Source organism: Streptomyces sp. NPDC054872 (assembly GCF_053610705.1).
Map to the genome: position 1 here is coordinate 16889 of NZ_JBSGYY010000018.1, position 25607 is coordinate 42495.

25 protein-coding genes and 7 tRNA genes are annotated in these 25607 nt (G+C 71.3%); 18 read left to right on the top strand and 14 right to left on the bottom strand.

All coding sequences use genetic code 11. The features are described from left to right. Positions 1-10 precede the first annotated feature (10 nt). Positions 11-829: a TrmH family RNA methyltransferase gene (locus ACWGIH_RS22680; protein WP_453452467.1), complete on the top strand. Its 819-nt coding sequence runs from the start codon at positions 11-13 to the stop codon at positions 827-829. Here the strand turns inward: ACWGIH_RS22680 and ACWGIH_RS22685 are convergent. After that, complete coding sequence (locus tag ACWGIH_RS22685) at positions 820-2118, bottom strand: serine/threonine-protein kinase (protein ID WP_453452468.1); 1299 nt, start codon at positions 2116-2118, stop codon at positions 820-822. The genes ACWGIH_RS22680 and ACWGIH_RS22685 overlap by 10 nt on opposite strands. 195 nt (positions 2119-2313) lie before the next feature. Here ACWGIH_RS22685 and ACWGIH_RS22690 point away from each other — a divergent pair, with 195 nt between their 5' ends. The 4 genes from ACWGIH_RS22690 (at position 2314) to ACWGIH_RS22705 (ending at position 4700) form a co-directional block, all read left to right on the top strand. Beyond that, entirely contained in the window at positions 2314-2580 is a 267-nt protein-coding gene (locus ACWGIH_RS22690) for a hypothetical protein (protein WP_363210965.1), read from the top strand. Positions 2581-2779: 199 nt separating this feature from the next. Continuing rightward, complete coding sequence (locus ACWGIH_RS22695; RefSeq protein WP_399391815.1) at positions 2780-2986, top strand: hypothetical protein; 207 nt, start codon at positions 2780-2782, stop codon at positions 2984-2986. Between the two features lie 397 nt (positions 2987-3383). Further along, complete coding sequence (locus tag ACWGIH_RS22700) at positions 3384-4322, top strand: aminoglycoside phosphotransferase family protein (protein ID WP_453452681.1); 939 nt, start codon at positions 3384-3386, stop codon at positions 4320-4322. 69 nt (positions 4323-4391) lie between these two features. Next, complete coding sequence (locus tag ACWGIH_RS22705; RefSeq protein WP_453452679.1) at positions 4392-4700, top strand: TFIIB-type zinc ribbon-containing protein; 309 nt, start codon at positions 4392-4394, stop codon at positions 4698-4700. Between the two features lie 54 nt (positions 4701-4754). On the opposite strand, the gene ACWGIH_RS22710 is transcribed toward ACWGIH_RS22705, so the two are convergent. The 5 genes from ACWGIH_RS22710 to ACWGIH_RS22730 form a co-directional block, all read right to left on the bottom strand. Next, positions 4755-4829, bottom strand: a tRNA-Val gene (locus ACWGIH_RS22710). A 29-nt stretch (positions 4830-4858) separates the two neighbouring features. After that, a tRNA-Val gene (locus ACWGIH_RS22715) sits at positions 4859-4930 on the bottom strand. 37 nt (positions 4931-4967) lie between these two features. Then, a tRNA-Val gene (locus tag ACWGIH_RS22720) sits at positions 4968-5039 on the bottom strand. A 1-nt stretch (position 5040) separates the two neighbouring features. After that, a tRNA-Cys gene (locus ACWGIH_RS22725) sits at positions 5041-5114 on the bottom strand. A gap of 39 nt (positions 5115-5153) precedes the next feature. Next, positions 5154-5226, bottom strand: a tRNA-Gly gene (locus tag ACWGIH_RS22730). A 162-nt stretch (positions 5227-5388) separates the two neighbouring features. On the opposite strand from ACWGIH_RS22730, the gene ACWGIH_RS22735 reads away from it, so the two are divergent. Genes ACWGIH_RS22735 through ACWGIH_RS22745 form a run of 3 tightly spaced genes read left to right on the top strand, consistent with a single transcriptional unit; the run spans position 5389 to position 8168 of the window. Continuing rightward, entirely contained in the window at positions 5389-6468 is a 1080-nt protein-coding gene (locus ACWGIH_RS22735) for a chorismate-binding protein (RefSeq protein WP_453452685.1), read from the top strand. Beyond that, positions 6465-7286: an aminotransferase class IV gene (locus tag ACWGIH_RS22740; RefSeq protein WP_453452683.1), complete on the top strand. Its 822-nt coding sequence runs from the start codon at positions 6465-6467 to the stop codon at positions 7284-7286. Before ACWGIH_RS22735 ends, ACWGIH_RS22740 begins: the two co-directional genes overlap by 4 nt. 57 nt (positions 7287-7343) lie before the next feature. Further along, positions 7344-8168: a GNAT family N-acetyltransferase gene (locus ACWGIH_RS22745; protein ID WP_453452678.1), complete on the top strand. Its 825-nt coding sequence runs from the start codon at positions 7344-7346 to the stop codon at positions 8166-8168. Between the two features lie 49 nt (positions 8169-8217). On the opposite strand, the gene ACWGIH_RS22750 is transcribed toward ACWGIH_RS22745, so the two are convergent. Continuing rightward, positions 8218-8736 (bottom strand): DsbA family protein, encoded by a 519-nt coding sequence (locus tag ACWGIH_RS22750; RefSeq protein WP_453452676.1) that lies wholly within the window; start codon positions 8734-8736, stop codon positions 8218-8220. 220 nt (positions 8737-8956) lie between these two features. Between ACWGIH_RS22750 and ACWGIH_RS22755 the strand changes: the two genes are divergently transcribed. Continuing rightward, positions 8957-9403, top strand: coding sequence for a hypothetical protein (locus ACWGIH_RS22755; RefSeq protein ID WP_453452674.1), 447 nt, complete (start codon positions 8957-8959; stop codon positions 9401-9403). 221 nt (positions 9404-9624) lie between these two features. Beyond that, positions 9625-9795, top strand: a complete 171-nt coding sequence (locus tag ACWGIH_RS22760) for a hypothetical protein (protein ID WP_453452672.1) — start codon at positions 9625-9627, stop codon at positions 9793-9795. 33 nt (positions 9796-9828) lie between these two features. On the opposite strand, the gene ACWGIH_RS22765 is transcribed toward ACWGIH_RS22760, so the two are convergent. Together ACWGIH_RS22765 and ACWGIH_RS22770 are read right to left on the bottom strand one after the other, a co-directional pair. Continuing rightward, entirely contained in the window at positions 9829-10419 is a 591-nt protein-coding gene (locus ACWGIH_RS22765) for a CGNR zinc finger domain-containing protein (protein WP_453452670.1), read from the bottom strand. A gap of 225 nt (positions 10420-10644) precedes the next feature. Further along, complete coding sequence (locus tag ACWGIH_RS22770; protein WP_003959770.1) at positions 10645-11058, bottom strand: SsgA family sporulation/cell division regulator; 414 nt, start codon at positions 11056-11058, stop codon at positions 10645-10647. Between the two features lie 191 nt (positions 11059-11249). Between ACWGIH_RS22770 and ACWGIH_RS22775 the strand changes: the two genes are divergently transcribed. Next, positions 11250-11681: a TIGR02611 family protein gene (locus tag ACWGIH_RS22775; RefSeq protein ID WP_365820986.1), complete on the top strand. Its 432-nt coding sequence runs from the start codon at positions 11250-11252 to the stop codon at positions 11679-11681. 66 nt (positions 11682-11747) lie between these two features. Next, positions 11748-11819: transfer RNA gene (locus tag ACWGIH_RS22780), tRNA-Val, on the top strand. A 117-nt stretch (positions 11820-11936) separates the two neighbouring features. Here ACWGIH_RS22780 and ACWGIH_RS22785 read toward each other — a convergent pair. Then, the gene (locus ACWGIH_RS22785; protein ID WP_453452191.1) at positions 11937-14540 is read right to left on the bottom strand and encodes an SCO7613 C-terminal domain-containing membrane protein; all 2604 of its coding nucleotides are present in this window, start codon (positions 14538-14540) and stop codon (positions 11937-11939) included. Positions 14541-14631: 91 nt separating this feature from the next. On the opposite strand from ACWGIH_RS22785, the gene ACWGIH_RS22790 reads away from it, so the two are divergent. Both ACWGIH_RS22790 and ACWGIH_RS22795 read left to right on the top strand, forming a co-directional pair. Further along, positions 14632-15078 carry an SRPBCC family protein gene (locus tag ACWGIH_RS22790; protein ID WP_453452190.1) on the top strand — a complete coding sequence of 149 codons (447 nt, stop codon included), beginning with the start codon at positions 14632-14634 and terminating at the stop codon, positions 15076-15078. Between the two features lie 62 nt (positions 15079-15140). Then, positions 15141-15212 (top strand) — tRNA-Val (locus ACWGIH_RS22795). A gap of 75 nt (positions 15213-15287) precedes the next feature. Here ACWGIH_RS22795 and ACWGIH_RS22800 read toward each other — a convergent pair. Further along, on the bottom strand, positions 15288-16013 hold the full coding sequence (locus tag ACWGIH_RS22800) for an exonuclease domain-containing protein (protein WP_453452189.1): 726 nt from the start codon (positions 16011-16013) through the stop codon (positions 15288-15290). A gap of 168 nt (positions 16014-16181) precedes the next feature. Here ACWGIH_RS22800 and ACWGIH_RS22805 point away from each other — a divergent pair, with 168 nt between their 5' ends. The 3 genes from ACWGIH_RS22805 to thrS all read left to right on the top strand — a co-directional run bounded on the left by ACWGIH_RS22805 (position 16182) and on the right by thrS (position 20083). Further along, positions 16182-16748 carry a DUF4365 domain-containing protein gene (locus ACWGIH_RS22805; RefSeq protein ID WP_453452188.1) on the top strand — a complete coding sequence of 189 codons (567 nt, stop codon included), beginning with the start codon at positions 16182-16184 and terminating at the stop codon, positions 16746-16748. Then, positions 16745-17986 carry a hypothetical protein gene (locus ACWGIH_RS22810; RefSeq protein WP_453452192.1) on the top strand — a complete coding sequence of 414 codons (1242 nt, stop codon included), beginning with the start codon at positions 16745-16747 and terminating at the stop codon, positions 17984-17986. The genes ACWGIH_RS22805 and ACWGIH_RS22810 overlap by 4 nt, the downstream gene beginning before the upstream one ends. A 120-nt stretch (positions 17987-18106) precedes the next feature. Next, positions 18107-20083, top strand: coding sequence for a threonine--tRNA ligase (gene thrS, locus ACWGIH_RS22815; RefSeq protein WP_453452187.1), 1977 nt, complete (start codon positions 18107-18109; stop codon positions 20081-20083). Between the two features lie 25 nt (positions 20084-20108). On the opposite strand, the gene ACWGIH_RS22820 is transcribed toward thrS, so the two are convergent. After that, positions 20109-20765 carry a potassium channel family protein gene (locus tag ACWGIH_RS22820; protein ID WP_453452186.1) on the bottom strand — a complete coding sequence of 219 codons (657 nt, stop codon included), beginning with the start codon at positions 20763-20765 and terminating at the stop codon, positions 20109-20111. A gap of 67 nt (positions 20766-20832) precedes the next feature. Here ACWGIH_RS22820 and ACWGIH_RS22825 point away from each other — a divergent pair, with 67 nt between their 5' ends. Then, positions 20833-21396, top strand: coding sequence for an HIT family protein (locus ACWGIH_RS22825; protein ID WP_453452185.1), 564 nt, complete (start codon positions 20833-20835; stop codon positions 21394-21396). Between the two features lie 6 nt (positions 21397-21402). Here ACWGIH_RS22825 and ACWGIH_RS22830 read toward each other — a convergent pair whose 3' ends face one another. Both ACWGIH_RS22830 and ACWGIH_RS22835 read right to left on the bottom strand, forming a co-directional pair. Further along, positions 21403-23070 (bottom strand): hypothetical protein, encoded by a 1668-nt coding sequence (locus ACWGIH_RS22830; RefSeq protein ID WP_453452184.1) that lies wholly within the window; start codon positions 23068-23070, stop codon positions 21403-21405. Between the two features lie 132 nt (positions 23071-23202). Continuing rightward, on the bottom strand, positions 23203-25401 hold the full coding sequence (locus ACWGIH_RS22835) for an elongation factor G-like protein EF-G2 (RefSeq protein ID WP_453452183.1): 2199 nt from the start codon (positions 25399-25401) through the stop codon (positions 23203-23205). Positions 25402-25607 lie beyond the last annotated feature (206 nt).

Sequence of the window (25607 nt, forward strand, 5' to 3'; positions counted from 1 at the left end):
TATCACCCCTGTGGCCGATCTCATCACCGTTGACGACCCCGCCGACCCGCGCCTGCGCGACTACACGGGCCTGACCGACGTCGAACTGCGCCGCAGGCGCGAGCCCGCCGAGGGCCTCTTCATCGCCGAGGGCGAGAAGGTGATCAGACGAGCCAAGCAGGCGGGCTACGAGATGCGCTCGATGCTGCTCTCCGCGAAGTGGGTCGACGTCATGCGGGACGTCATCGACGAGGTCCCCGCCCCCGTGTACGCGGTCAACCCCGACCTGGCCGAGCAGGTCACCGGCTATCACGTGCACCGCGGCGCCCTCGCCTCGATGCAGCGCAAGCCGCTGCCGACCTCGGACGAACTCCTCACCACGGCTCGCCGCGTCGTCGTCATGGAGTCGGTCAACGACCACACCAACATCGGGGCGATCTTCCGCAGCGCCGCCGCCCTCGGCATGGACGCGGTGCTGCTCTCGCCGGACTGCGCCGACCCGCTCTACCGCCGCTCCGTGAAGGTCTCCATGGGCGCGGTGTTCTCCGTCCCCTACGCCCGCCTCGAATCCTGGCCCAAGGGGCTGGACGGCGTACGCGAAGCGGGCTTCAACCTCCTCGCGCTCACCCCGGACGAGAAGGCCAAGACCCTGGACGAGGCGGCGCCCCACCGCATGGACCGGGTCGCGCTGATGCTCGGCGCTGAGGGCGAGGGCCTCACCACGAAAGCCCTGATGGCGGCCGACGAATGGGTCCGTATCCCGATGGCGCACGGCGTCGACTCCCTGAACGTGGGAGCGGCTGCCGCGGTCGCCTTCTACGCCGTCGCGACGGGCCGACCTCAGCTCTGAGAGCCCGGCCCCGGGTCCTGCCGCTGGCTCTGCTGTACGTCGCGCACATCGTGCACGCCGTTGCCGCCGAGCCCGCGCGCGGGCCCCTGGCACCCCTGGGCCGCCGCGATCCCCAGGGCCACGAGCAGCGTCACCACCACGAACACGAAGAGCCGCTGGCGCAGGAGCCGCGGATTGGCGGGCCGGCGCGGGCCACCCGAGCGCGTCGTGTTCCGGGGCTGCCCGGGACGCGAGCCGGACCGCGAGGAACTCGACCCGCCCCGCGAAGGGTGCGGCCGAGAGGAACCGGTCCGCGACGAACCGGTCCGCGAGGAACTCGGCCGTGACGAGCTGGGCCGCGGCGGGGGAGTGCCCTGCGGATGACGCCGCTGGGTGCGCTGGTCCGCGTACTCCTCGGCCATCCGGCCCGTCGGCCGGTCCTGGTCCTGCCGGGGCGCGGGCGGCCGAGGGTCCGTCAGGCCCTGTGCCTCGCGGGCCGCGATCTCCTTGAGCCTGAGCGACAGTTGAAGCGTGCTGGGACGCTCCTCGGGGTCCTTGGCGAGGCAGGCCCTGATCAGCGGGGCGAGCGCGTCCGGGACGCCGCCGAGCTGCGCCTCTTCATGGACGACGCGATAGAGCATGACCTCTGAACTGCCGTGCCCGAAGGGTGAGTCCGCCATGCCCGCGTACGCGAGGGTGGCGCCGAGGGCGAACACGTCCGTCGCGGGGGTGACGGCGGCGCCGCGCACCTGCTCGGGCGCGAGGAACCCGGGCGACCCGACGGCGGTACCCACATGGGTCAGCGTCGAGGCGCCGGTGGCCCAGGCGATGCCGAAGTCGATGATCCGCGGCCCCTTCGGGGACAGCAGGATGTTCGACGGCTTCAGGTCGCGGTGTACGACACCGGCTTCATGTACGGCCACGAGGCCCTCGGCGAGCGCCGAGCCGACCACCGCCACATCGGCCGCGGAGAGCGGCCCCTCGGCGGCGACCTTGTCGTGCAGGGAGGGCCCGGGGACGTACTGCGTGGCGAACCACGGCCGGTCGGCGTCGAGATCGGCGGCGACGAGCCGCGCGGTACAGCCGCCGCGGATGCGCCGGGCCGCGGAGACCTCGCGCGCGAAGCGCGACCGGAACTCCTCGTCCTCCGCCAGATCGGGCCGGATCACCTTCAGGGCGACGCGCTGCCCCCGCCGGTCCGACCCCAGGTAGACGACCCCCATGCCGCCGGCGCCCAGCCGCCTGTGCAGTCTGAACGAGCCGACGACACGCGGGTCCTCGCGCCGGAGCCGCATCATCGCCATGTCCATCCCCGCTGCCCGGTCCGTTGTCGTGCCACAGCTTACGTTTCCGTGGCCGGGCAGGTGCAGAGGCCGCGCCCTCGCGGCCCGACCGATTGTCAGTGCCGGGTGGGAAACTTGAAGAGTGGTCAGGGCGCCGGGGGAAAGCGGCCGTTGTCAGGGTCGGCTACCCCAACCATCCATCGCTGAAGGGGGATTGATCCCGTGAAAGGTGATCGTGTGGAGATAGTCGTGGACGCCGGGGACACGACACGGACGTACGAGGTGGTGGCGAGCCGGGCGGGCCGCCGGGTGGAGACGGCGGTCCGCAGGGGGGTGGTCGAAGTGAGCGAAGTCACCCGTAGCGGGTCCGTCGTGCGGACCGCGCGGTTCATGGCGACGCGCGTCCTGGCCCTGGTCGAGCAGCCCATCCCCCGGGAGGACACATCCGAGCAGGCCGCCCGCCCCCTCCGGGAAGACCCTGAGACCTAGGACCCCGTCTCCACCCATGGGAGTACATGACCGCCGATCGGTCATCCTCCGGGAGGCCCGCCAATCGGTACGAGGGCATGACGCCCAGGGCTTGCGGCGCACCTAGATTTGAAGTCAAGCGGCGGGTGGCAGCACTCGTCCCCCGAGGTCAGACACCCGCCGCTGCTAAATCCATACAGACTCGGTCAGGAGAGGAACCATGGCGGACACGGCACCGCGGGCAATGATCCGCACGCAAGGACGCAAGGCCTTCGCCTCGTTCGGCGTCCGCCCGTCCGGCACGCGCCACCCCTTGGTGGCCACGGCCATGGTTCTTCCTCTGGCGGCCCTGCTGGTGGTCGTCTTCGGCGGCTGGGAAGCAGTGGTCACACAGGCGTCGTCCGTGGGCGTGATGCTGGGGCGCTGAGCGGCGCCCCAGGCCCGGATGAGCGGTCCGGGCGGGGACATCCGGCCAGGAAACCCCGTGGGGACGGGGGTGCGGCGGACGGCACGAGAAATGCCCGCGCAGCTGGGGAGCTGCGCGGGCACTTCTTTGCGCGGGGCTCCGCCGGTGTCTTCGGGCGCCGTGGATCGCCGGCTGCGCCGAGCTCGTCCTCAAGCGCCGGACGGGCTGAGTATCAGCCCTCCGGCGTTTGAGGAGCGGGGTCTGGGGCGGAGCCCCGGGACCGAGCCACGGTGGGGGTCCGGGGGCGGAGCCCCCGGTTTCGGGAAGGGGCGGGATTGGGGAAAGAAACCCCCGACCGAGCCACCCTCAGGGCTGCGTACCCTCACAGGAGGACCGCCACCGCACCCCCGAGGGACTCGTGACAGCTCTTCTCCCCGCTCTCACCGCCAAGGCGCGCGCCACAGCGCACCGCACCGCGTGTGACTGCGCAGCCGCACGTGAGGCCGTCCTCGCCGACCGGGACGACGCCACGGTCGTCCGGCACGGCGACACCGTCGCCAAGGCGCACGCCCCCGGCACGGACCCCACCGACCTCGCGGCCCGCCTGAACGTCGCCGCCGCCCTCCACGGCACCCTCCTCCCTCCGCTCGGCGAGGCGGCGATCCCGCTCCACGGACGGCTGGTCACCCTCTGGGAGGCCGGCACCCCGGTGGACCGCGACGACCCCGACGCCGCCCCCTGGGAAGCCGTCGCCACCCTCCTCGCCCGTCTGCACGCGACCTCCCCGGCACAACTCCCGCACCCCCTCCCGGACATGCGCGGCCCCGCGAAGGCCGCCCGGGCGATGACGCGGATGCGGGCCGCGGGACCGCACCCCGCGGCCGCCCCCGTCGAGCGCGCCTGGGCCACGCTCCCCGCCTGGGCACGCGCCGAGGCCCCCGCACCGCTCCCCAAGCTCCTGTGCCACGGCGACCTGCACCTGGGGCAGCTGGTCCGCACGGCCGAGGGGCGCTGGCTGCTCATCGACGTCGACGACCTCGGCCTCGGTGACCCGGCCTGGGACCTGGCCCGCCCCGCGGCCTGGTACGCCTGCGGTCTTCTCGCCCCGGAGGAGTGGACCCGCTTCCTCACCGCCTACCGCGCGGCACGCGGCCCGGCGGTCCCCGCCGACGGCACGGACCCCTGGCCCGCCCTCGACGTACCGGCCCGCGCTCTCACCGCACAGACCGCCGCCCTGGCCGTCGCCAAGTCCGCCAAGGAGAACCGGCCCCTGGACGAGGTCGAGCAGGCGGTGGTCGACGCGTGTGATCGAATGGCCGCCCTCCCGCCGGAGTTGGCTCCGACCACCACGAAGTAGGGTGCAACGCACCGAAGCCGGGCAGAGTTCCGGCGAAGCAGTCACGACCGGCGAGGAGTTGAGCCGACCATGCAGTGTCCCAAGTGCCACGCACCGATGCACACGTACAACCGCAATGGCGTCCAGATCGAGCAGTGCAGCGGTTGCCGCGGGATATTCCTCGACTACGGCGAGCTCGAGGCCCTGAGCCGCGTCGAGTCCCAGTGGGGCGGCCAGCAGGCCCCGCCACCGCCGCCCGCCCCGCAGGGCTACCCGGCCGCTCCCGCCCCGGCGTGGGGCGCTCCCCAGCACGGCGGCCACCACGGTGGTCATCACGGCGGGCACTACGGCCACAACAAGCGCCACAAGAGCTTCGGGCACATGCTCTTCTCCTCCTGACCGGAGGGAACGACGAAGCCCCCGGCCGTGGGAACGGCCGGGGGCTTCGTGTGATGGTGCGCGATACTGGGATTGAACCAGTGACCTCTTCCGTGTCAGGGAAGCGCTCTCCCGCTGAGCTAATCGCGCGGGTCAACCCGCGTGTGCTGCGTATTGCGTGCGCGATACTGGGATTGAACCAGTGACCTCTTCCGTGTCAGGGAAGCGCTCTCCCGCTGAGCTAATCGCGCGGGGATCCTTGCGGACCAGATCTTCAGTTGTGCTGCGTGCGCGATACTGGGATTGAACCAGTGACCTCTTCCGTGTCAGGGAAGCGCTCTCCCGCTGAGCTAATCGCGCTTGGAGGTGGAGACGGGATTTGAACCCGTGTAGACGGCTTTGCAGGCCGTTGCCTCGCCTCTCGGCCACTCCACCAGGAGTGCGGGGGTTCGGGAAGATCCCCCACTTCCTGCGAGCGGACGACCAGGTTCGAACTGGCGACCTCAACCTTGGCAAGGTTGCGCTCTACCAACTGAGCTACGTCCGCTTGTCTTTCCCGGCCCGCTTGCGCGTCCCGGCGACGTGTTGAACTCTAGCGGATTCCTGGGCCAGTACAAAAACGCGTTTGCGCAGCGTGCTGCGCTGTCACCGGCCCGGGCGCGACCAGGACGCCGGTCATAGACTCGCAGGCGTGCACAGCGCCCCTCAGATGTCCTCCCGGCCACCCTCCGGGTCGTCCCTGCCCATGGCGCGCTTCGGCGGCCTGCTCGCGACCGGCCTCAGGGACGTGACCAGCGATCCGTCGGCGCTGGAGTCCCATGGGTTCTGGGCCGTCGCCGCCGACTTCGAGGGCGGCCTTGTCTGTGCCCGCTTCGACGACGTACGGGCGGAGCCGGTGCCCGCGCCCGTGCCCGGCGCATGGCGGGGACCCGCGGCCGGTGACTGGACGTCGTCGCTCGACCGCGCCGCGTATGTGGACGGCGTGCGACGGGTGCGGGAACACATCGCGGCCGGCGACGTCTATCAGGCGAATCTCTGCCGCGTCCTTTCCGCGCCGGTCCCGGGCGGCCCGCGAGGTGCCGGCGCCGCGGACATCGACGCCCTGACCGCGCTCCTCGCGCGCGGGAACCCCGCTCCGTATGCCGGAACGATCCGCCTGCCGGGTCACGGCGTCGAGATAGCCACGGCCTCGCCCGAGCTGTTCCTGCGCCGCGCGGGACGCGTCGTGGAGTCGGGGCCGATCAAGGGCACGGGCCGCACCGAGGCCGATCTCCTGGAGAAGGACTACGCCGAGAACGTCATGATCGTGGACCTCGTCCGCAACGACCTCGGGCGGATCTGTGTGACCGGCTCCGTGACCGTGCCCGACCTGTGCGTGGTCGAGAAGCATCCCGGTCTCGTCCATCTCGTCTCCACCGTCCGGGGCGAGCTGCGCCCCGACGCCGGCTGGCCCGAGCTGTTCGCCGCCGCCTTCCCGCCCGGTTCCGTCACCGGCGCCCCCAAGTCCAGCGCCCTGCGCATCATCGACGCCCTGGAGACCGCGCCCCGCGGCCCGTACTGCGGCGGCATCGGCTGGGTCGACGCCGACCGGGGCACCGGCGAACTGGCCGTCGGCATCCGCACCTTCTGGATCGACCGCGCGGAGGGCGTGCTGCGGTTCGGCACCGGCGCCGGGATCACCTGGGGCTCCGATCCCGAGGGGGAGTGGCGGGAGACCGAACTGAAGGCGGAACGGCTGCTGGCGGTAGCGTCGGGAGCGTACGAAGTGAGTGGAGGGACCCCTTGGTGAAGATCTGGCTCAATGGCGGACTGCAGGACCTGGAGACGGCCCGTGTCTCCGTGCTCGACCACGGGCTGACCGTCGGCGACGGCATCTTCGAGACGGTGAAGTCGGTCGAGGGGCGGCCCTTCGCGCTGACCCGGCACCTGGAGCGGCTCGCCCGCTCGGCCCGCGGCCTCGGCCTGCCCGAGCCGGACCTCGACGAGGTGCGCGAGGCCTGCGCCGCCGTACTCGAAGCCAACCCGATGCCGCTGGGGCGGCTGCGCATCACGTACACCGGAGGCCTCTCGCCGCTCGGCTCGGACCGCGGCGACCAGGGGCAGACGCTCGTCGTCGCCCTCGGGGAGGCGCACAGGCGCCCCGACACGACCGCCGTGATCACGGTGCCGTGGACCCGCAACGAACGTGGCGCCCTGACCGGCCTGAAGACCACCTCGTACGCCGAGAACGTCGTCGCCCTCGCCCGCGCCCACGAACAGGGTGCTTCGGAGGCGCTGTTCGCCAACACGGTGGGGCAGCTGTGCGAAGGCACGGGGTCGAACGTCTTCGTCGTGATCGACGGCGAGATCCATACGCCGCCGGTCGCCTCCGGGTGCCTGGCGGGCATCACGCGCGCGCTGACCGTCGACTGGACGGGCGCAAGCGAGACCGACCTGCCGTTCGACGTCCTGGACCGCGCCGACGAGGTGTTCCTGACCTCGACCCTCCGTGACGTCCAGGCCGTCCACCGGGTCGACGGGCGCGATCTGCCCGGCGCGCCGGGACCGGTGACCGCGAAGGCGATGCGGATCTTCGGTGAGCGTGCGGCGGATGACCTCGACCCGTGACGCAAGTGCTCGCAATCCGGATGACGCGGGAGCCGCAGGGTGGGTACAACTCCACTGATGACCACGACCCTGCGGCCGACCGGGCCGCTTCAGCAGAGCGCTGACGGCGCCAAGTCACGCACGTACGAAGTGCGCGTGAACAGCCGTCCTGTGGGCGGGATAGAACTCGCCACGCATCCCGTCTTCGGGCCCGGTGTCGCCGAGATGCGGGATCTGAGCATCAAGGCGTCCGACCGCAGGCGCGGCCGCGCCACCGTCGCGGTGCTCGCCGCCGAGGAGGTGGCGCGCGGCTGGGGCTGCGAGCGGATCGAGGTGGCCGTGCCCGCCGAGGCCGCGGCGGCCCACCGCCTGGCCGTGTCCCTCGGCTACCTGGAGCGCAACCGCCACATGGTCAAGCTCCTGGCCGATGGGCCGCCCGCGCTGCCGGCGGGCGTCGAGGGGCGGCCGATGACGGAGGGCGAGTACGAGGTCTGGCTGGCCCGCGAGAAGGAGGCCTACGCCCGGACCTGGATCGAGCGCGGCGTCCCCGAGGCGGAGGCGCGCGCCAAGTCCGACGCCGATCACGCGGACCACCTGCCGCAGGGCACCGCCACCCCCGGCACCCGCCTCAGCGTGCTCACCCACGAGGGCACGGCGGTCGGCACCCTGTGGCTGGCACGGCGCGACGCCGACGCGTTCGTCTTCGACGTCGAGGTCGACGAGGAGTACCGCGGACGCGGGCACGGCCGGTCCCTGATGCTCCTCGCGGAGACCCAGGCCCGCGAGGCGGGCCAGGGTCGCCTCGGCCTCAACGTCTTCGCGGGCAACACCCCGGCCCTGCGCCTGTACGAGTCCCTTGGCTACGAACCGGTCATGTACTACGTCTACAAGCAGCTGCTCTAGGCGTTCTGCCCGGAGGGGGCGTGGAGGCGGTCGGGCCGCGAGCGCGTGGTCAGGGCGCGAGCAGGCCGTCCACGATCTTCTCGACGCGCTCGCGCAGGCCCTCCTGGCTCTTGCCGCCGTCGAGACGTTCGCCGTCGATGACGTACGTCGGTGTCCCGGTGACGCCGATCGCCTTGCCCTCGGCCTGGTCGGCGTCGACGATCAAAATGTGCCGGCCGTCGACCAGTGCGGTGTCGAACTCCTCCGCGTCCAGGCCGAGTTCACGCGCGGTCTCGACCAGGAAGGGCTCGCCCTTGCGGTCCAGGTCCTCGACCGCGCCGAGCACGGCCTCGACGTATGCCCAGCCCTGCCCCTGCTCGAAGGCCTCCTCGGCGGCCTGGGCGGCGGCGAAGGCGTGCTTGTGCTTTTCGAGGGGGAAGTGGCGCAGCTGCAGGTCGACCCGGTCGCCGTAGCGGGCGCGGAGCGCGCGGACGTCGTCGAGGGCGGTCCGGCAGTCCGGGCACTGCAGCTCGCACCAGATGTCGATGACGAGGGGGCCGGCGGGGGCCGCGGGGGCAGAGTCGCTCATGGGCCCAGTCTTCCAGGCCCGCGTCCGCCTCCCCACCGGGGCCGGGGGCGGCGACCGGAACCTGCGGAGGAGACGCGACCCTGATATGTCCCTGAAGTCCGCTCGGGGCGTGGCTTGTGGGGGCCACCCGGTGCAGGATGGAAGGGACGACGGTGCCAGTCACAGGCCAGCAGAGGCCAGTCAGGGGACACCGTCCACGCCCGCACGCCTGGAGGACCGGATGATTGCCGAGACCGTCTGTTCCGCCGTATCCGCGGCCGGCCTCGGCATTGCCGCAATCACGGCCTACCGCAAGCGATTCCTCGCGGCGACGCGTCTCGCCGCCTATGCGCTCGTCCCGGTCGGCCTGGTGATGACCGGTGTCGTCGGCTGGCTGGCCGACACCGCCTTCAGCATGAAGGCGTGGGCGGGCTTCGGGGTCCTCGGCGTCGCCTGGCTGCTCTTCATGATCACGCGCGCGGTGGAGCGCCGCTCCGGCGGCACCCGCAAGGAGCGCAGGGCCGCGAAGGCGGCCCAGCGCGAGGCGGTGGCCCCCGCGGCGTCCGCACCCTCCCTGGGGCAGGGCGCCCGTCCGGCCGCCAAGCCCGCGGACCGGCCGAAGGCGGCCGCCGCACCCAAGGAGGACTTCAGCGACATCGAGGCCATCCTGAAGAAGCACGGCATCTGAGGGCGGCGGTCGTCAACACGCCTCCGCGTCCGATGACCGTGGCACTCCCTCGTTCGAGTGGACGGCGGTGCCGCCGAGTCTGACGAGATCCGTCGCTGGTGGACCACCGGCGAAACACGCGGGACGCTGGGCTTTTGCAGGTCGCGGGTGCCGCGAACTCCTGGGCCCGCCGGGGGTATTGGTCATCCGCACCCCTGGGACTAGGTCATCATCGCCGCGAGATGCTGGACACCGCACAGGGCGATGCCGCCCCGCCGACCGATGAGCGAGCCGCGACGGAAGAGCCCAAGGGCTGTCTGTTCGCGCTCTCCCAGCCACCCCTGATGATCTTCCTGGCGGTGATCGGCGTCCTGATCCTGATGGGTTCCCTGCACGATCTGCTGGGGCTGTAGCGGGCGGCGCGGCCCGCGCGGAGCGGCCGGGGCTCAGCCCGCCGCTTCCTTGCGCCGGGCCCGGTAGGCGGCGACGTGCAGCCGGTTGCCGCAGGTGCGGCTGTCGCAGTAGCGGCGCGAGCGGTTACGGGAGAGGTCGACGAAGGCGTGCCGGCAGTCCGGGGCCTCACAGCGCCGCAGCCGCTCCTGCTCGCCGGCGACGACGAAGAACGCCAGCGCCATCCCGCAGTCCGCCGCGAGGTGGTCGGCGATGGAGGCGCCGGGCGCGAAGTAGTGCACGTGCCAGTCGTAGCCGTCGTGATCGGTGAGCCGGGGCGTGGTGCCCGCCGCCGCGATCAGTTCGTTGATCACCGCCGCCGCGGCCTGCGGCTCGGGCGCCGCGAAGACCTCCTGGAAGCGGCCGCGGATGTGCCGGACGCCGGCCAGGTCACGCTCCGTGAGCACTCCGACGTCACTTATGTCATGGCTTCGTACGAACTCGTTCAGGGCTGCCAGGTCCGGGAGCCCCTCCGTGTCGGTGCTCACCGTGCCCTGGGTGCCCTGGGTGTCTTCGGTGTCCGGCGCGGTGTTCACCAGATCGACCACGGCGTCGAGTGCGCACCGGGTGTCGTGGGTGATCAGCACGTTTGCTCCCTGGCCTGGGGGTAGTGGGGCCTGCCCCGCTCATTGAGAGCTTGGAAGGGTGCCCGCCGATGCTGGCCGATGCTAGCGGCTTCCCGACACGACACACCGGCGCCGTCCCCGCGGAAATCCGCGGCGACGGCGCCGGTGTGTCTGCTGTGTGCGGTTGTCGTGCCCGAGCCGTCGCCCCGAGTCGGACGGCGCCGGGCGCTCTCGCGCGGCCTGGAGCTAACTTTCGGCCAGGATGTGCGAGAGCTCCGTATCCAGATCGAAGTGGCGGTGTTCCGTTCCGGGCGGCACGGCCGCGTCGGTTCGCTTCAGGAACGATTCCAGGGCCCGCGCCGGGGCCTCGAGCAGAGCCTCACCCTCGGGTGAGCTCAGGGCGATGCAGACGACGCCCTGACCGTGGCTCCGGGACGGCCAGACTCGGACGTCGCCGGTACCGGTGGGCCGGTGCAGGCCCTCGGCGAGGAGGTCGCGGGCGAACACCCACTCGACGGTTTCCTCGGCTCCGGTGTGGAAGGTGGCGTGCACGGCATAGGGATCGGCCGTGTCATACCGCAGTCCTGCGGGTACAGGCAGTGAGGACTCGCTCGACACAACGAGGCGCAGGTGCAGCTCGCAGCTGACCGTGGTGTTCATAAGCGCCAGGGCCTTTCGCTCAGTGTGCGCTCGGGGATTCGCACGTCGGCGAAATCGACATGCCACCTACGGTGCCGTTGTAAACCCCTCTGAGGGTTTTGGGTGTCTTTAGGTAGCTCGTACGGCGGGTTGTTCGTTCGACGGGTACAGCCATTCCAGTGACCGGTTTCCGTCCGGTAGGGTTTGGCCGTATGAATACGGGGAGTAACGAGCCGGGGGTTGCCGAAACAATCACCGGTACGAAGGACGAACAGCCGCTCGGATCGCGTGCGCCGGAGTACATCCAGGCCCGCAAGGCGCTGCACCTCAGCTGGCAGGTGGGCGTGTTCATCGTCGGCCTCGCCGTGGTTGCCGCAGGCATCGTCATGCTGCCGCTGCCGGGCCCGGGCTGGCTGGTGATCTTCGGGGGAATGGCGATCTGGGCGACGGAGTTCGTCTGGGCCCAGCTGGTGCTTCGCTGGACGAAGCGGAAGGTCACCGAGGCGGCGCAGCGTGCGCTCGACCCCAAGGTGCGCCGCCGGAACATCATCCTGACGACCGTCGGTCTGGTGATCGTCGCCGTGCTCGTCGCGGTCTACGTCTGGAAGTTCGGCCTCGAGATGCCATGGAAGATCAAGGAGTGACCTCCGGGTGACTCCACGGCGGTCGGGGGCACCCGCTGACATGCGGTAATGTTCTCCGTGCGCCCGGGGCGATTAGCTCAGTGGGAGAGCGCTTCGTTCACACCGAAGAGGTCACTGGTTCGAACCCAGTATCGCCCACCCCGGAACTGCGGCCCGGAGGCTTTTAAGCCTCCGGGCCGCAGTCGTATTCGCTTCATTTTCCGTGCGGCGGAAGGAATGTGATACTCCGTCGGCCGCCGTAAGGCAAAAGCGGAGTCAGTGCATTCTGCCGAGAACGTCACGGACCCGCCGTGCGTCACGCAGCCGCTGTTCGTACGACGCGCCGATCGCGAGGAGCAGTAGCCCGGCGAGTGCCGGCGGCAGCCAGCGCGGCAAGGCGTCCACCACTTGGACGATGTAGGGCGCCAGTTCGTGCAGGGCGTCCAGGGCGAGGACCGCGCCGCCGAGCACCAGGGGCGCCTGCAGCCGGCGTCGGGCGCCCGCCAGCGTGATCAGCAGGGCCGCGACGCCGAGGAGCAGCGGCCGCTGCCAGTGCGCGTCGCTCCAGGCGGCGACGAGGCTCGGCAGGAGGGTCGCGGCGAGGCCGGGCCCGTACGCCGTCCAGGAGGACGTCTCGGGGGTGCGGTGGCGCCGCAGGGCGCCGATCAGGAGCGCGGGGACGGTGACCGGCAGGGCGTAGGCCTCGGGGGTCCCGACGTCCCAGGCGGCGAGGCGGACCCAGCTCGCCAGGATGAACAGCACCCCGGCCGCGTACCCGACGGGGCGGCGGTCCGCGCGGAGTGCGGTGCCGGCGGCGATGAGACCGCCGAGCGTGAGGGCCAGGGCGAGGGTCGTCGCGTGCTCCGCGGTGAGGGTGATCGCGAACCCACCCGCGACCGCCCCGGAGATCTCCGCCGGCAGTGCCAGCGGGTGGCGGCCGAGCCGGGCCGCGGCGAGGGCGGTGAGCGCCGGGACGACGAGCATGAGCAGCCCGATGTGCTCCGCACGCAGGTCCTGGGCCGCGCCCGCGGCGAAGACGAGGGCTGCCGCGTACGTGACGGTGGCGCAGACGGCGGTGGGGGCCACAACCGCAGCGGCCTCCCGGCGGCGGGCGGTGAACACGGCCGCCGTGAGGAACAGCGCCGTCAGGGCGCCGAGTGTGCCGAGCGTCGCCGCGGTACCGGCCAGCGCCAGGAACGCGCCGCTCACCGAGGTGACCGCCCCCGAGGTCAGCGCGGTGAGGGCAACCGCCTTCGAACCGGGGCGCGACGCGAGGGCGAGCAGGGCGGCGGTCAGCGCGACGTACGTCGAAACCCCTACAGCGTAGGGGAGTTGCAGGGCGGACGGCAGGACGAGGAGTGCGGCCCAGAAGAGGGCCAAGGCGGCGGAGAGGGCGACGTCGGTGCGGATCGGATGCGGCGTGACCGGGCTGCCCGGCGGCCGGGGCGCGTGCGCCGCGGTGGGGGCGAGAGGTGGTGCGGCGGGATCGCTCGGCGGGGTGGCCGAACCGTCAGGTGATGCCGCGGGACCGGGAGCTGGGGGAGCACCGGGTGTGGCGGGAGCGGCAGGCGAGGGCGAAGGCGTGACGGGGTCGGGAGCCTGGTGTCCCGGGCGCGCGAGGGCCGAAGGCTGGGGGCGGACAGCGGTGAACAGGACCGTGGCGACCGCGGCGAGCACGAGTGCGGCCATTGCCGGGTGGTGTGCGGCCAGTTCTTCGAGGAGTACCGCCTCACCGGTGTCCGGCGGTGTGTCCGACCAGACCTTCCCGGCCCAGCTGACCGGCCCGGCGATCGCCGCGACGAACGCGGGCAGCGCCCACAGCACCGCGAGCGCGTGCACCAGGAGCCCCGCACCGGCGACCCCGCGCAGGACCGGCCGTGGCAGCGCGGTGCGGACGACCGCCAGGAGCGCGACGGCACAGGCCAGGTACGCGGGGACCGTCCACGCGGAGGGCAGCGCCTCGCGCAGCACGCCACCGGCCGCCGCCGTCAGGAGCAGGCCGCCCGCGAACGCTGCACCCGTGGCCTGCGGGGGCCGGGGGATCAACCACGCAGCCACCAGCGCGATCGACGCGGCAAGCAGCAGAAGCGAACCCGCCCGCGCCGCGTCGGAGAGATCAGCCGCCGACCAGGACAGGTAGCCGGCGCCCGACGCCCCCCACAAGCCCGTGGCCCAAGCACCGACGGCCGCGACGACCCGGACGGCGGGGTCGCTCACCCGTAGCGCGACGGCGACATCGAACGCCGCCGTCATCAGAAGCGCCGCCCCCGTGCCGTGGACACCCGCGTCCGCCGCGAGCGCCCCGAGGAACAGCGGGAGTTGCGCGGTCGCGACGGCCAGCGGCAAGGGCAGCCGCAGCTCGCGGAAGACAAGGCCGTACGCCGTCCAGAGCGCGGCGAGCACGGTGGACGCGGCCGCCGTGTAACCGAGGGCGCCCGTCCGCGGCAGCGCGGCGGCGTGGAGGGCGTACGCGTCCAGGACGGTCAGGGCGATGCCGAGCGCGGCCACCGTCTCCGCCGTCGAACGCAGCTTCCGGCGCAGCAGCAGCGCGGGCACGCCGAGCGCCGTCAGCGTCACGGCCGCCAGGACGGCGCCGCGGCCGCCGATGCCCAGGTGTCCCCAGCTCACCAGCGTGAAGGCGATCGCCGCGATCGTCAGGAGGATGCCGCCCAGGGTGAGCAGCGCGTTCTGCACGTTCGGCGGGCTCGCCTCGGGGGCACGGACCGTCGGCGGGGGAACGGGCGCGGGGGCCGTGGCCGTCCGGAGGGCACCCAGGAGCCAGGCGCGGCGTTGCAGCAACTGCGCCCTGCGCGCGTCGAGATGTCGCAGCTCCAGGTCGAGGATCCTGAGCTCCTCGGCCGGGGGCGGAATGTTGGTCATGCCGGGGAGTGTGGTCCCGGACACAGCGGCAGGCATCGGTGCGGATACTCAGGACGTACTCAGATCGGCGCCCGACCGGCAGACTCGGTCCATGGACTGGAGCCACTACCGCTTCCGCAGCATCTGGAACGTGCCCGCGCCACCCGCCGACGTGTACGCGGCCCTGGAGCGCGCCGAGGACTATCCGGCGTGGTGGCCCCAGGTGCGGGAGGTGACGCCCGTCGACGAGCGCAGCGGCACGGCACGTTTCCGTTCCCTGCTGCCGTACGACCTGTTCGTCACCGCCGAGGAGAGGCGCCGCGACCCGGCCGCCGGGATCCTGGAGATCGCGATGACCGGGGACCTGGAGGGCTGGGCACGCTGGACCGTCACGCCGGTGCCCGGCGGCACACGGGCGCTCTACGCGCAGGAAGTGGTGGTGCGCAAACCGCTCATGCGACGCCTCGCCGTGCCCGGCAGACCCGTCTTCCTCCTCAACCACGCGTTGATGATGCGTGCCGGTGAGCGCGGGCTGCGGGCGCACCTCGGACGGAGCTGACGGTTCTCGCACAAGCGGTTTGAAGGAAACCCGCGAAGACCTGTATTGTTCAGTCCGTTCCCGGGCGATTAGCTCAGTGGGAGAGCGCTTCGTTCACACCGAAGAGGTCACTGGTTCGAACCCAGTATCGCCCACCCGGAGAATGCCGGTCCGTCATAGACGGACCGGTTTTTTCATGCCCGCGGGCCGTGCCCGGCGGGCGTCGATCGTCAGGCCGCCGCCGGGAGTTCGGGGCGCAGCGGCCATGCGGGATCCACCGTCTCCGGCGCACCGCTGCGCGCGAACCAGGCCTGCAGGCCGCGCGCCTGAGCCGCGTGCCACACCGCCTGCAGCGCGTGCAGCTCGGCCGCCGAGAGCCGTTCGAGCCGCGAGGCGAAACGCCGGCCCACGGCACGTACGACATCCAGTGCGGCCTGCGCGTCGGCCGCCGCGTCGTGCGCCTCGTCCAGCTCCACCGCGTAGTGCGCGCACAGATCGGTCAGCGTGCGACGGCCCTTGCGGTAGCGGTCGAGCTGCTTGTCCAGGACCCGGGGATCCACGACGCACAGGGACGAGCCCGCCATGTAGTGGCCGAGTGACGACGCGCGGTGCCTGCGCAACTCCCGGTCCAGGATCGTCAGGTCGAAGGGCGCGTTCATGACGACGATGGGTCGGCCCGCCGCGCCCTGCTCCGCCAGCTCCCTGGCTATCTCCTCCATCACCGGCGCGGGCCAGCGGCCGTTGTGCTGCAGATGTTCCTCCGTCAGGCCGTGCACCGCGGTGGCGCTCTCGGGCACCGGAACGCCCGGGTTCACCAGCCAGCGAGTGATCCGCGGGCGGGTGCCCGCACCTTGCTGGACGACGACGGCGGCCGACACAATGCGGTCGGTCTCGACGTCGACGCCCGTGGTCTCCGTGTCGAATGCGGCCAAGGGCCCCTCGTACCAGCACGTCATAGTGACGCAACTCCTCGATCATGTCCGGCAGATGGCTTTCCTCCCCTGCCCACACCGGTGATACCCGGGCCGTTTGCGCTGTACGCGGCCCGGAGACAACAGAGGTACAGGGCTTGGGAATTGACCGGCCCGAAGCGGGGATTCACCGGTTCGGAAGGCTCGTTGGACATGGCGCTCGCGCAGCCCGAACAGGGTGGGCTGCTGCCCGAGCGGATCGCACCGCCGCGCGGCACACTCGCCACCACCGCCTGTATGGAGACCCTTCAGGTGGGCTATCTGCACGCCGTCGCCGCGGCGGCGGGGTGCTCGCTCTCCCAGCCGTTTCCGGACAACGGCATCGACTGGCACGTCAGCCACAGCGCCCCCGGGCACACGGTCGACGACGAAGTCACCATCAAGGTGCAGCTCAAATGCACGTACCAGATACCACCGAACCCGGCGGGTCCGGCCTTCTCCTTCACGCTCGACAACCCGCACCTGGAGAAGCTCGCCCGGACCCCGGTCGCGGTGCACAAGATCCTGGTCGTGATGCTCGTGCCCCGGTCGCAGGACGACTGGCTGCGCGCGGGGCACGACCGGCTCGACCTGCGGCACTGCTGCTACTGGACCAACCTCGCCGGACACCAGGTGACCGGCCGGCGCAGGACCACCGTGCGCGTCCCGACCTCGCGGATCTTCGACGACAAGGCCCTCTGCGAGATCATGACGCGGGTCGGGACGGGAGGGAGACCCTGATGCACCGCCCGATCGAAGAGCCACCACGCCCCGCTCGCCCGCACCCCGTGGAACCCGCGGGCAACTGGGCCGATCCGGCGCCCCCGCTGGGTCCACCCGATCCTTCGCAGGTCGACCCCGCCGTGCTCGGCGCGCTGCTCGGCCGGCACGGCTGGCGCCGGCGCGGGGGAGCGGCAGGGCGATATGCCCGCTGGACCCCGCCCGGCCCCGGCGGGGGCGGCACGAGTCTGCTCGTACCGGAGAACAGGGCCTTCCCCGACTGCGAGGACCTGCTCGGCGATGCGCTCACCGCACTGGCACGCAGCGCGTCACCGTCCGCGCGTGACGTGCTCGTCGGGCTCACCGTGCCCAGCGACGAGATCCGCTGGTGGCGTGATGTCCCGGCGGGTCCTGCGGGCGCCGCGACCTGGACGGCGGAAGAACAACTGCGGGCGGCGGCACGGCAGATGCTGCTCGCGGGGGCTCTCGCGGCGCGCGGCCGTGCCGGGTATTACGGAGCGCGGCACCGCGGGCCCGCCGCCTCCTCACTGGAGAGCGTCCTGGTCGGTCCCGCTCCTGGCGGGCGCCGGCTCACCGCGTTCGTGCCCGTCGTGTCCGGGCGTCTGATCGCGGTGCGGCTGCACCAGGCGCTGTACGCGGTTCGCGAGGCCGTCGACTACCAACGCGCCACCGGTGGCATGGACGCCTTCGACGGCGCCGTGGAAGCAGGCGCCAGCCATGAGCTGACGGAGGCCGTGGTGGCCCTGGTGCGGGGCACGGAAGGAGCCAGGGTCGCCGTCGAGTGGGCGCCGGCAGCGGGGGTGCCCGAGGGGTGCGCCGTCGATGCCGGGCCCGTCGAGTTCTCGCCCGGTGACCTGCCGGCGCTCAGAGAGGCGAGCGCCCGCTACCTGCGGGATGAGCCGGCGATGGCGGTGCGGATCACGGGGGCCGTGGTGCGGATGCGGCGGTCGGCGCCGCGGGGCGACGGCACGGTGCGGGTCCGGGTGCTCGCGGGCGCCGACGTCCCCCACGTACGTATGACGCTCGACGAGGAGTCGTACCGCATCGCGGGCCATGCCCACCTGGTGGGGCTGCCGATCCGGGTGCACGGGCGCCTGGAGAGCCGGGGCGGCTTCCGGCGGCTCACCGGGGCCTCGGGAGTGGTGCCGGTGCAGGTGGACGAGGGGGAGAAGGACCGCCTGATGAAGTCGCTCCAGGAGAATCTCGACTTCTTCGAGGAGGCGTGCAGCGGGGACTGAGGAGGGGCGCGGCAGGAGCCGGGGGATAACCGTTTCGCGATGGGCGTCCCCGGCTCGGTACGATTCGTATCGCGTGCAGGAGCAGATCTGCCGCGACCCCCTTCAGGTAGGAGAAGACCGGTGTCAGACGTCCGTGTGATCATCCAACGCGATTCCGAGCGGGAAGAGCGCGTGGTGACGACGGGCACTACGGCCGCCGAACTCTTCTCCGGTGAGCGCACCATCGTCGCCGCCCGCGTGGCCGGCGAGCTGAAGGACCTCGCGTACGCCGTGCAGGACGGCGAGGAGGTCGAGCCGGTCGAGATCTCCTCCGAGGACGGCCTGAACATCCTGCGCCACTCCACCGCGCACGTGATGGCGCAGGCCGTGCAGGAGCTCTTCCCCGAGGCCAAGCTGGGCATCGGCCCGCCGGTCCAGAACGGCTTCTACTACGACTTCGACGTCGAGAAGCCGTTCACGCCCGAGGATCTCAAGGCCATCGAGAAGAAGATGCAGGAGATCCAGAAGCGCGGTCAGCGCTTCTCGCGCCGCGTCGTCACCGACGAGGCGGCCCGCGAGGAGCTCGCCGACGAGCCGTACAAGCTCGAGCTCATCGGCATCAAGGGCTCCGCGTCCAGTGACGACGGCGCGGACGTCGAGGTGGGCGGCGGCGAGCTGACCATCTACGACAACCTCGACGCGAAGACCGGCGACCTGTGCTGGAAGGACCTCTGCCGCGGTCCCCACCTGCCCACCACCCGCAACATCCCGGCGTTCAAGCTGATGCGCAACGCCGCCGCGTACTGGCGCGGCAGCGAGAAGAACCCGATGCTCCAGCGCATCTACGGCACCGCCTGGCCCACCAAGGACGAGCTCAAGGCGCACCTGGAGTTCCTCGCCGAGGCCGAGAAGCGCGACCACCGCAAGCTCGGCAGCGAGCTGGACCTCTTCTCCATCCCGGAGCAGATCGGCTCGGGCCTCGCGGTCTTCCACCCCAAGGGCGGCATCATCCGCCGGGTCATGGAGGACTACTCGCGGCGCCGCCACGAGGAGGAGGGGTACGAGTTCGTCTACACCCCGCACGCCACCAAGGGGAAGCTCTTCGAGACCTCGGGCCACCTGGACTGGTACGCCGACGGCATGTACCCGCCCATGCAGCTCGACGAGGGCGTGGACTACTACCTCAAGCCCATGAACTGCCCGATGCACAACCTGATCTTCGATGCGCGCGGGCGTTCCTACCGTGAACTGCCGCTGCGCCTCTTCGAGTTCGGCACGGTGTACCGGTACGAGAAGTCGGGCGTCGTGCACGGTCTGACCCGTGCCCGCGGCTTCACCCAGGACGACGCGCACATCTACTGCACCAAGGAGCAGATGGCGGAGGAGCTCGACAAGACGCTCACCTTCGTCCTGAACCTGCTGCGCGACTACGGCCTGACGGACTTCTACCTGGAGCTCTCCACCAAGGACCCGGAGAAGTTCGTCGGGTCGGACGAGGTCTGGGAAGAGGCCACCGCGACGCTGCAGCAGGTCGCCGAGAAGCAGGGCCTCCCGCTGGTCCCGGACCCGGGCGGCGCCGCCTTCTACGGCCCGAAGATCTCCGTGCAGTGCAAGGACGCCATCGGCCGAACCTGGCAGATGTCGACCGTGCAGCTCGACTTCAACCTGCCGGAGCGCTTCAACCTCGAGTACACCTCGCCGGACGGCAGCAAGCAGCGTCCGGTGATGATCCACCGCGCGCTCTTCGGGTCCATCGAGCGGTTCTTCGCCGTGCTCCTGGAGCACTACGCGGGCGCCATGCCGCCGTGGCTGGCCCCGGTCCAGGCGGTGGGCATCCCCGTCGGGGACGCGCACATCCCGTACCTCCAGGAGTTCGCGGCCGAGGCCAAGAAGAAGGGCCTGCGGGTAGAGGTGGACGCCTCCTCGGACCGCATGCAGAAGAAGATCAGGACGCAGCAGAAGCTGAAGGTTCCGTTCATGATCATCGTCGGTGACGACGACATGAACGCGGGCACGATCTCCTTCCGCTACCGCGACGGTTCGCAGGAGAACGGCATTCCGCGCGAGCAGGCGCTGGCCAAGCTCCTGGACGTGGTGGAGAGCCGCGTACAGGTGTGACACGGCCAAGAGGCCCCCGGGACGTTCAGCGTCCCGGGGGCCTCTTCTCGTCCTCCCGCGCGAACACCTGAAGCAGCCACGACGAGAACGACCCCGTCACCGCGCCGAGCATCGCGAGCCCGCCGAGCATCACGCCCACCGCGACCAGGCGCCCCATGGGTGTCACGGGTGCCACGTCGCCGTAGCCCACCGTCGAGAGCGTGGCCGCGGTCCACCACACCGCGTCCCCGAAGGTCCGGATCGTCGCGCCCGGAGCCGCGTGCTCCTGCTGGTAGACGGCGAGCGCCCCGGTGAAGCCGAGGAGCAGCGCGGAAAGACCGGCGTACGTGACCACGCGCGCGTGCAGCGCGAGCCGCGGCCGCCCACGCCTGCGCTGGACGGCTTCGTAGACGTGCACGACGCGCAGCGGCCGCAGCAGCGGCAGCACGAGGACCAGGGTGTCCAGCCAGTGCGCGCGCACGAAGCGCGGCCCCTGACCGCTCAGCCGCCATCGCACCGCGTAGTCCACGGCGAACGCGGCCCAGGCCATGAGGAGCACCGCGAGGCAGACGCCGCGCCAGGCCGGGGGCAGCCCGGAGGCCAGGACAAGGACCGCGTACGCGGTCAGGTAGAGCACCGAGGCCACGGCGAGCGGTGCCTCCGTGCGGTTCTCCCAGCGTGCCTGACGGCTGTCATCGCTCATCGGTCCAGCTTCGCCGTGCTGTGCCCGGTGAGCGCCCCGCCGACACGCTTCGATCGGACCAAGTCATATGCTGCACTGCATGACGAGTGAGCCGGAGCAGCAGATCGGAGTGGGGACGCAGGACGCGTTCCAGCGCCTGTGGACGCCCCACCGGATGGCGTACATCCAGGGCGAGAACAAGCCGAGCGGTCCGGGCGCCGACGACGGCTGTCCCTTCTGCTCCATCCCGGCGAAATCCGACGAGGACGGTCTCGTCGTCGCGCGCGGCGAGCACGTGTACGCGGTGCTCAACCTCTACCCGTACAACGGCGGCCACTTGATGGTCGTGCCCTACCGCCACGTCGCCGACTACACGGAGCTGACCGCTCCGGAGACGGCCGAGCTCGCCGGGCTCACCAAGCAGGCCATGACCGCGCTGCGCGCCGCGTCGGGCGCGCACGGCTTCAACATCGGCATGAACCAGGGCACCGTCGCGGGCGCCGGCATCGCCGCGCACCTGCACCAGCACATCGTGCCGCGCTGGGGCGGGGACACGAACTTCATGCCGGTCGTCGGCCACACGAAGATCCTGCCGCAGCTGCTCGCGGACACCCGCAAGATGCTGGCCGACGCCTGGCCCGCCGCTCTCTGACGCGCCTCACGCGTCGTACACGTCCGCCTTCCTCGGCATCGGGTCCTGGACCGCGCCGCTGAGGAAGCCGGAGCGGGTACCGAACTTCTCCGTGTTCACGCCGTTCTCCTCGAGCACCCTGATGGCCGCCGAGTGGACGACGCGGAGCACGGGAGTGGCCGCGCGCAGCGCGTCGTCGGCCATGAAACGGTGCCGCCACGGCTTGTCCGCCCAGGCGTGCCGCAGGCCGAACGGCTCGGGAAGGACCAGCTTCCCGCCGAGGTGGTCCAGGATCGGCGGATACCACGTGAAGGGCGCCCGCACCGCGAGGCGCACGACCTCGTCGGCGTCGACCAGCGGCAGCTTGCGCTCCGTGGTCTCCCAGAACTTGATGGGCTTGGCGACCTTCTTGACCTTGGGGTCGGGCTTGCTGGTGAACAGCGAGTGGACCGGGCCGAGCGCGTGTCCTGTGACCTCGATGCGCAGGGTCTCGTGCAGCACGGTCACCGTGATCAGCATCGTGATGACCAACTGGCCGTCCCAGAGCGTGAACTGGACGCCGAGATAGTGCCGGTTACCGCTGCCGAACTGCTGTTCGTTGCAGATGCGCTGTATCTCGTGGCCGCGGACCTGATAGGCCTCGACCTCCGTGCCGCCGGGGCGGGCGACCGCCTTGGCGTTCTCCCCGATGGGAGAGACGATCCAGTGCTTTATCGAGGGGGTCGGGAAGCCGCCGGTGTGCAGCGGGCCGCGTTCGAGCAGGCGCAGCTGGTCGTGCACCGACCGTATGACGTCCCAGCTGCGGAACGGGTGGATCTCCGTGCCTTCCTTGGCGGAGACCAGCTCCTCGGCCAGTTGCCAGCTGCCCCAGCGCGTGCCCATGCCCAGTATTCCCTTGGGGCCGGCGTAGAAGACCGAGTTGCTCTGCTGCTCCGCCGAGAGACGCGCGAGCCCCTGCCGGAGCTGCTCGGCGGCCGTCTCGCCGGGGCTGCCCGGCACCGCCTCGGGGATCTTGGCGCCGATGCCGCCCCCGGAGAGCAGGCCTCCCCAGCGGTCGCGCAGATCCCGCGCGGTGCGCTCGGCGATCATCTTGGCCCAGAACCAGCCGAGGACGGGAACGACGACCGCCGCGCGGATGTACCAGCCGAGGAGGCCGCCGATCGGGAGCTTGATGAGGAAGATCACGGCAAGGACGCCCACGGCGACCAGAACGGCCGTCGCGATGGCGCTCGCCCGCTTGTTGTCCCGCTTGACGACCGCCTGCTTGGCCGTGAAGAGCAGCAGCCAGACGAGCAGTCCCGGCAGGAACAACAGCCCGCACAGCACCATCACGACCGTGAGCCAGCGGTCGCGCTCCTTGCGGATGTTGTTCGCCGCGAGGCAGTGCTCGACGATCGACTGCGGCTCCATGCCGAAGGACTGGATGAGCGGCTTGCGGGCGCCGCCGAGCATCCTCACCTGCACGGCCCGAGCGAACGCCTCACCCAGATTCGGCGCGAAGAGCGACCAAAGCCCCTTGTGCACCTCGGACTTGTGCCATTCGTTGTTGGCGTCGAGGATCTTCGACACCTTGTCGTCGCGGTACGCGGCCGACGCGAGGGCGTGGGTCGCCGCCGTCTGTCCTGCGGCCCCGGACAGCGGGACCTGGGCCCCGGGCCTGAAGTCGAATACGTCGTCCGCCACTGCCGCCCCCATCGCCGCCAACCTTCGCTGCTGCGGCTCTTCCCGACTTCCTTGCCCGGCACACCTGTTGATCAGGTCATCAGCGTATCCGGGCGCACCGACATCCGGCAGGGCGCATCCGTGCGCCCCGCCGGAGATTCGCGACTAGGAGACGTCCTGGGCCTGTTCACGAATCCTCTCGGAGAGCTGGGGCGGCATCGGTTCGTGACGTGCGTACGCGCGGCTGAAGCGGGCGGTGCCCTGCGAGAGGGACCTCAGGTCCACGGCGTAACGCCCGATCTCGATCTCCGGCACCTCGGCCCGCACGAGCGTGCGTCCGCCAGGTGCCTGCTCGGTGCCGACCACCCGGCCGCGGCGTCCCGAGAAGTCGCTCATCACCGGGCCCACGTGTTCGTCGCCGACCAGGACCCGCACCTCGGCCACCGGCTCCAGGAGGTGGATCCTGGCGTCGGCCGCTGCCTCGCGCAGGGCGAGCGCGCCCGCCGTCTGGAACGCGGCGTCCGAGGAGTCCACCGAGTGCGCCTTGCCGTCGAGCAGCGTGATGCGTACGTCGATGAGGGGGTATCCGGCGGCCACCCCCTTCGCGGCCTGGGCGCGCACGCCCTTCTCGACGGACGGGATGAACTGCCGGGGCACGGCGCCGCCCACGACCTTGTCGACGAACTCGATGCCGCTGCCGCCCGGCAGCGGCTCGACCTCGATCTCGCAGATCGCGTACTGGCCGTGGCCGCCGGACTGCTTCACGTGCCGGCCGCGCCCCGCCGACTTGCCCGCGAACGTCTCCCGCAGGGAGACCTTGTGGCTCACGACGTCGACCTGCACGCCGTACCGGCTGCGCAGCCGCTCGAGGGCGACATCCGCGTGGGCCTCGCCCAGGCACCACAGGACCACCTGGTGGGTGTCCTGGTTCTGCTCGAGGCGCATCGTCGGGTCCTCGGCGACCAGCCGCGAGAGCCCCTGGGAGAGCTTGTCCTCGTCCGCCTTGCTGTGCGCCTGGATGGCGAGCGGCAACAGCGGGTCGGGCATGTCCCAGGGCTCCATCAGGAGCGGATCGTCCTTGGCCGAGAGGGTGTCGCCCGTCTCGGCGCGGTTCAGCTTCGCGACGCAGGCCAGGTCTCCCGCGATACAGCTGCTGAGCGTGCGCTGCTGTTTGCCGAAGGGGGAGGAGAGAGCGCCGACGCGCTCGTCCACGTCGTGGTCCTCGTGGCCGCGGTCGGCCAGACCGTGCCCGGAGACGTGCACGGTCTCGTCGGGTCGCAGGGTGCCGGAGAAGACGCGGACGAGCGAGACGCGCCCCACGTAGGGATCGGACGCCGTCTTCACCACCTCGGCGACCAGCGGTCCCGCGGGGTCGCAGGTGAGCGCGGGGCGCGCCTTGCCGCCGGGGGTGGTGACGACGGGCGCCGGGTGTTCCAGGGGAGTGGGGAAGCCGCCCGTGATCAACTCCAGGAGTTCCACCGTGCCGATGCCCTGCCGGGCGCCTTCGGCGGCGGGGGCCGCCGCGAGCACGGGGTGGAAGATGCCGCGCGCCACGGCCCGTTCCAGATCGTCCACGAGGGTCTTGAAGTCGAGGTCCTCGCCGCTGAGGTAGCGGTCCATGAGGGACTCGTCCTCGCTCTCGGCGATGATCCCCTCGATCAGTTTGTTGCGTGCGTCCTCGATGAGCGGGAGCTGGTCGTCTCCCGGTTCGGACTCCTTCCGTTCGCCGGACGCGTAGTCGAAGATCCGCTGCGAGAGCAGCCCCACCAGACCGGTCACCGGAGCGTGCCCGTCCGGTCCCTTGGCGCCGTGCAACGGCAGATACAGCGGCAGTACGGCGTCGGGGTCATCGGCCCCGAAGGCCTCGGCGCAGGTCCGCGTCATCTCGCCGAAGTCGGCGCGGGCCGCCTCCAGGTGCGTCACCACGATGGCCCGCGGCATGCCGACCGCCGCGCACTCCTCCCACACCATGCGGGTGGCGCCGTCCACGCCGTCGGCCGCCGAAACGACGAAAAGGGCCGCGTCCGCGGCGCGCAGACCGGCCCGTAACTCGCCGACGAAATCGGCGTACCCGGGGGTGTCCAGGAGATTGATCTTGTAGCCGCCCCATTCGACGGGGACCAGGGACAGCTGTACGGAGCGCTGTTGCCGGTGTTCGATGTCGTCGTAGTCCGAGACGGCGGTGCCGTCCTCCACGCGGCCCGCGCGGTTCACCGCCCCCGCGGTCAGCGCGAGGGCCTCCACCAGGGTCGTCTTGCCCGATCCGCTGTGGCCGACCAGCACCACATTCCGTACGGACGCGGGGTGGTCGGCCGCCGTAGCCCTGCCGGCGGCTCCGGGGTGTGCGTTCGCCTTGTCGCCCATGCCTTGGCCTCCCGGTCACGTGCACGGTGAGGAGGCACAGCCCCCTCGGGGATGCTGGCTGCTCGCGGACACGCGGGGCCGTGTGCGGGTCGGCTCCGGCGACGCCCGCGGTGCTTTCGAGCTTTCCACTCGGGTCACTGTGCGTCCATACGTCGTACGCGATCGTGAGGGGGCGAGCCGGTCTGTCAACGGCGTGACTACGATGG

Coding starts and splice junctions, on each gene's coding strand:
- ACWGIH_RS22685 (WP_453452468.1), bottom strand. CDS start 2,118: ATGGACATGGCGATGATGCGGCTCCGGCGCGAGGACCCGCGTGTCGTC.
- ACWGIH_RS22695 (WP_399391815.1), top strand. CDS start 2,780: ATGGCGGACACGGCACCGCGGGCAATGATCCGCACGCAAGGACGCAAG.
- ACWGIH_RS22705 (WP_453452679.1), top strand. CDS start 4,392: ATGCAGTGTCCCAAGTGCCACGCACCGATGCACACGTACAACCGCAAT.
- ACWGIH_RS22735 (WP_453452685.1), top strand. CDS start 5,389: ATGTCCTCCCGGCCACCCTCCGGGTCGTCCCTGCCCATGGCGCGCTTC.
- ACWGIH_RS22745 (WP_453452678.1), top strand. CDS start 7,344: ATGACCACGACCCTGCGGCCGACCGGGCCGCTTCAGCAGAGCGCTGAC.
- ACWGIH_RS22750 (WP_453452676.1), bottom strand. CDS start 8,736: ATGAGCGACTCTGCCCCCGCGGCCCCCGCCGGCCCCCTCGTCATCGAC.
- ACWGIH_RS22755 (WP_453452674.1), top strand. CDS start 8,957: ATGATTGCCGAGACCGTCTGTTCCGCCGTATCCGCGGCCGGCCTCGGC.
- ACWGIH_RS22760 (WP_453452672.1), top strand. CDS start 9,625: ATGCTGGACACCGCACAGGGCGATGCCGCCCCGCCGACCGATGAGCGA.
- ACWGIH_RS22770 (WP_003959770.1), bottom strand. CDS start 11,058: ATGAACACCACGGTCAGCTGCGAGCTGCACCTGCGCCTCGTTGTGTCG.
- ACWGIH_RS22775 (WP_365820986.1), top strand. CDS start 11,250: ATGAATACGGGGAGTAACGAGCCGGGGGTTGCCGAAACAATCACCGGT.
- ACWGIH_RS22785 (WP_453452191.1), bottom strand. CDS start 14,540: ATGACCAACATTCCGCCCCCGGCCGAGGAGCTCAGGATCCTCGACCTG.
- ACWGIH_RS22790 (WP_453452190.1), top strand. CDS start 14,632: ATGGACTGGAGCCACTACCGCTTCCGCAGCATCTGGAACGTGCCCGCG.
- ACWGIH_RS22800 (WP_453452189.1), bottom strand. CDS start 16,013: ATGACGTGCTGGTACGAGGGGCCCTTGGCCGCATTCGACACGGAGACC.
- ACWGIH_RS22805 (WP_453452188.1), top strand. CDS start 16,182: ATGGCGCTCGCGCAGCCCGAACAGGGTGGGCTGCTGCCCGAGCGGATC.
- ACWGIH_RS22820 (WP_453452186.1), bottom strand. CDS start 20,765: ATGAGCGATGACAGCCGTCAGGCACGCTGGGAGAACCGCACGGAGGCA.
- ACWGIH_RS22825 (WP_453452185.1), top strand. CDS start 20,833: ATGCTGCACTGCATGACGAGTGAGCCGGAGCAGCAGATCGGAGTGGGG.
- ACWGIH_RS22830 (WP_453452184.1), bottom strand. CDS start 23,070: ATGGGGGCGGCAGTGGCGGACGACGTATTCGACTTCAGGCCCGGGGCC.
- ACWGIH_RS22835 (WP_453452183.1), bottom strand. CDS start 25,401: ATGGGCGACAAGGCGAACGCACACCCCGGAGCCGCCGGCAGGGCTACG.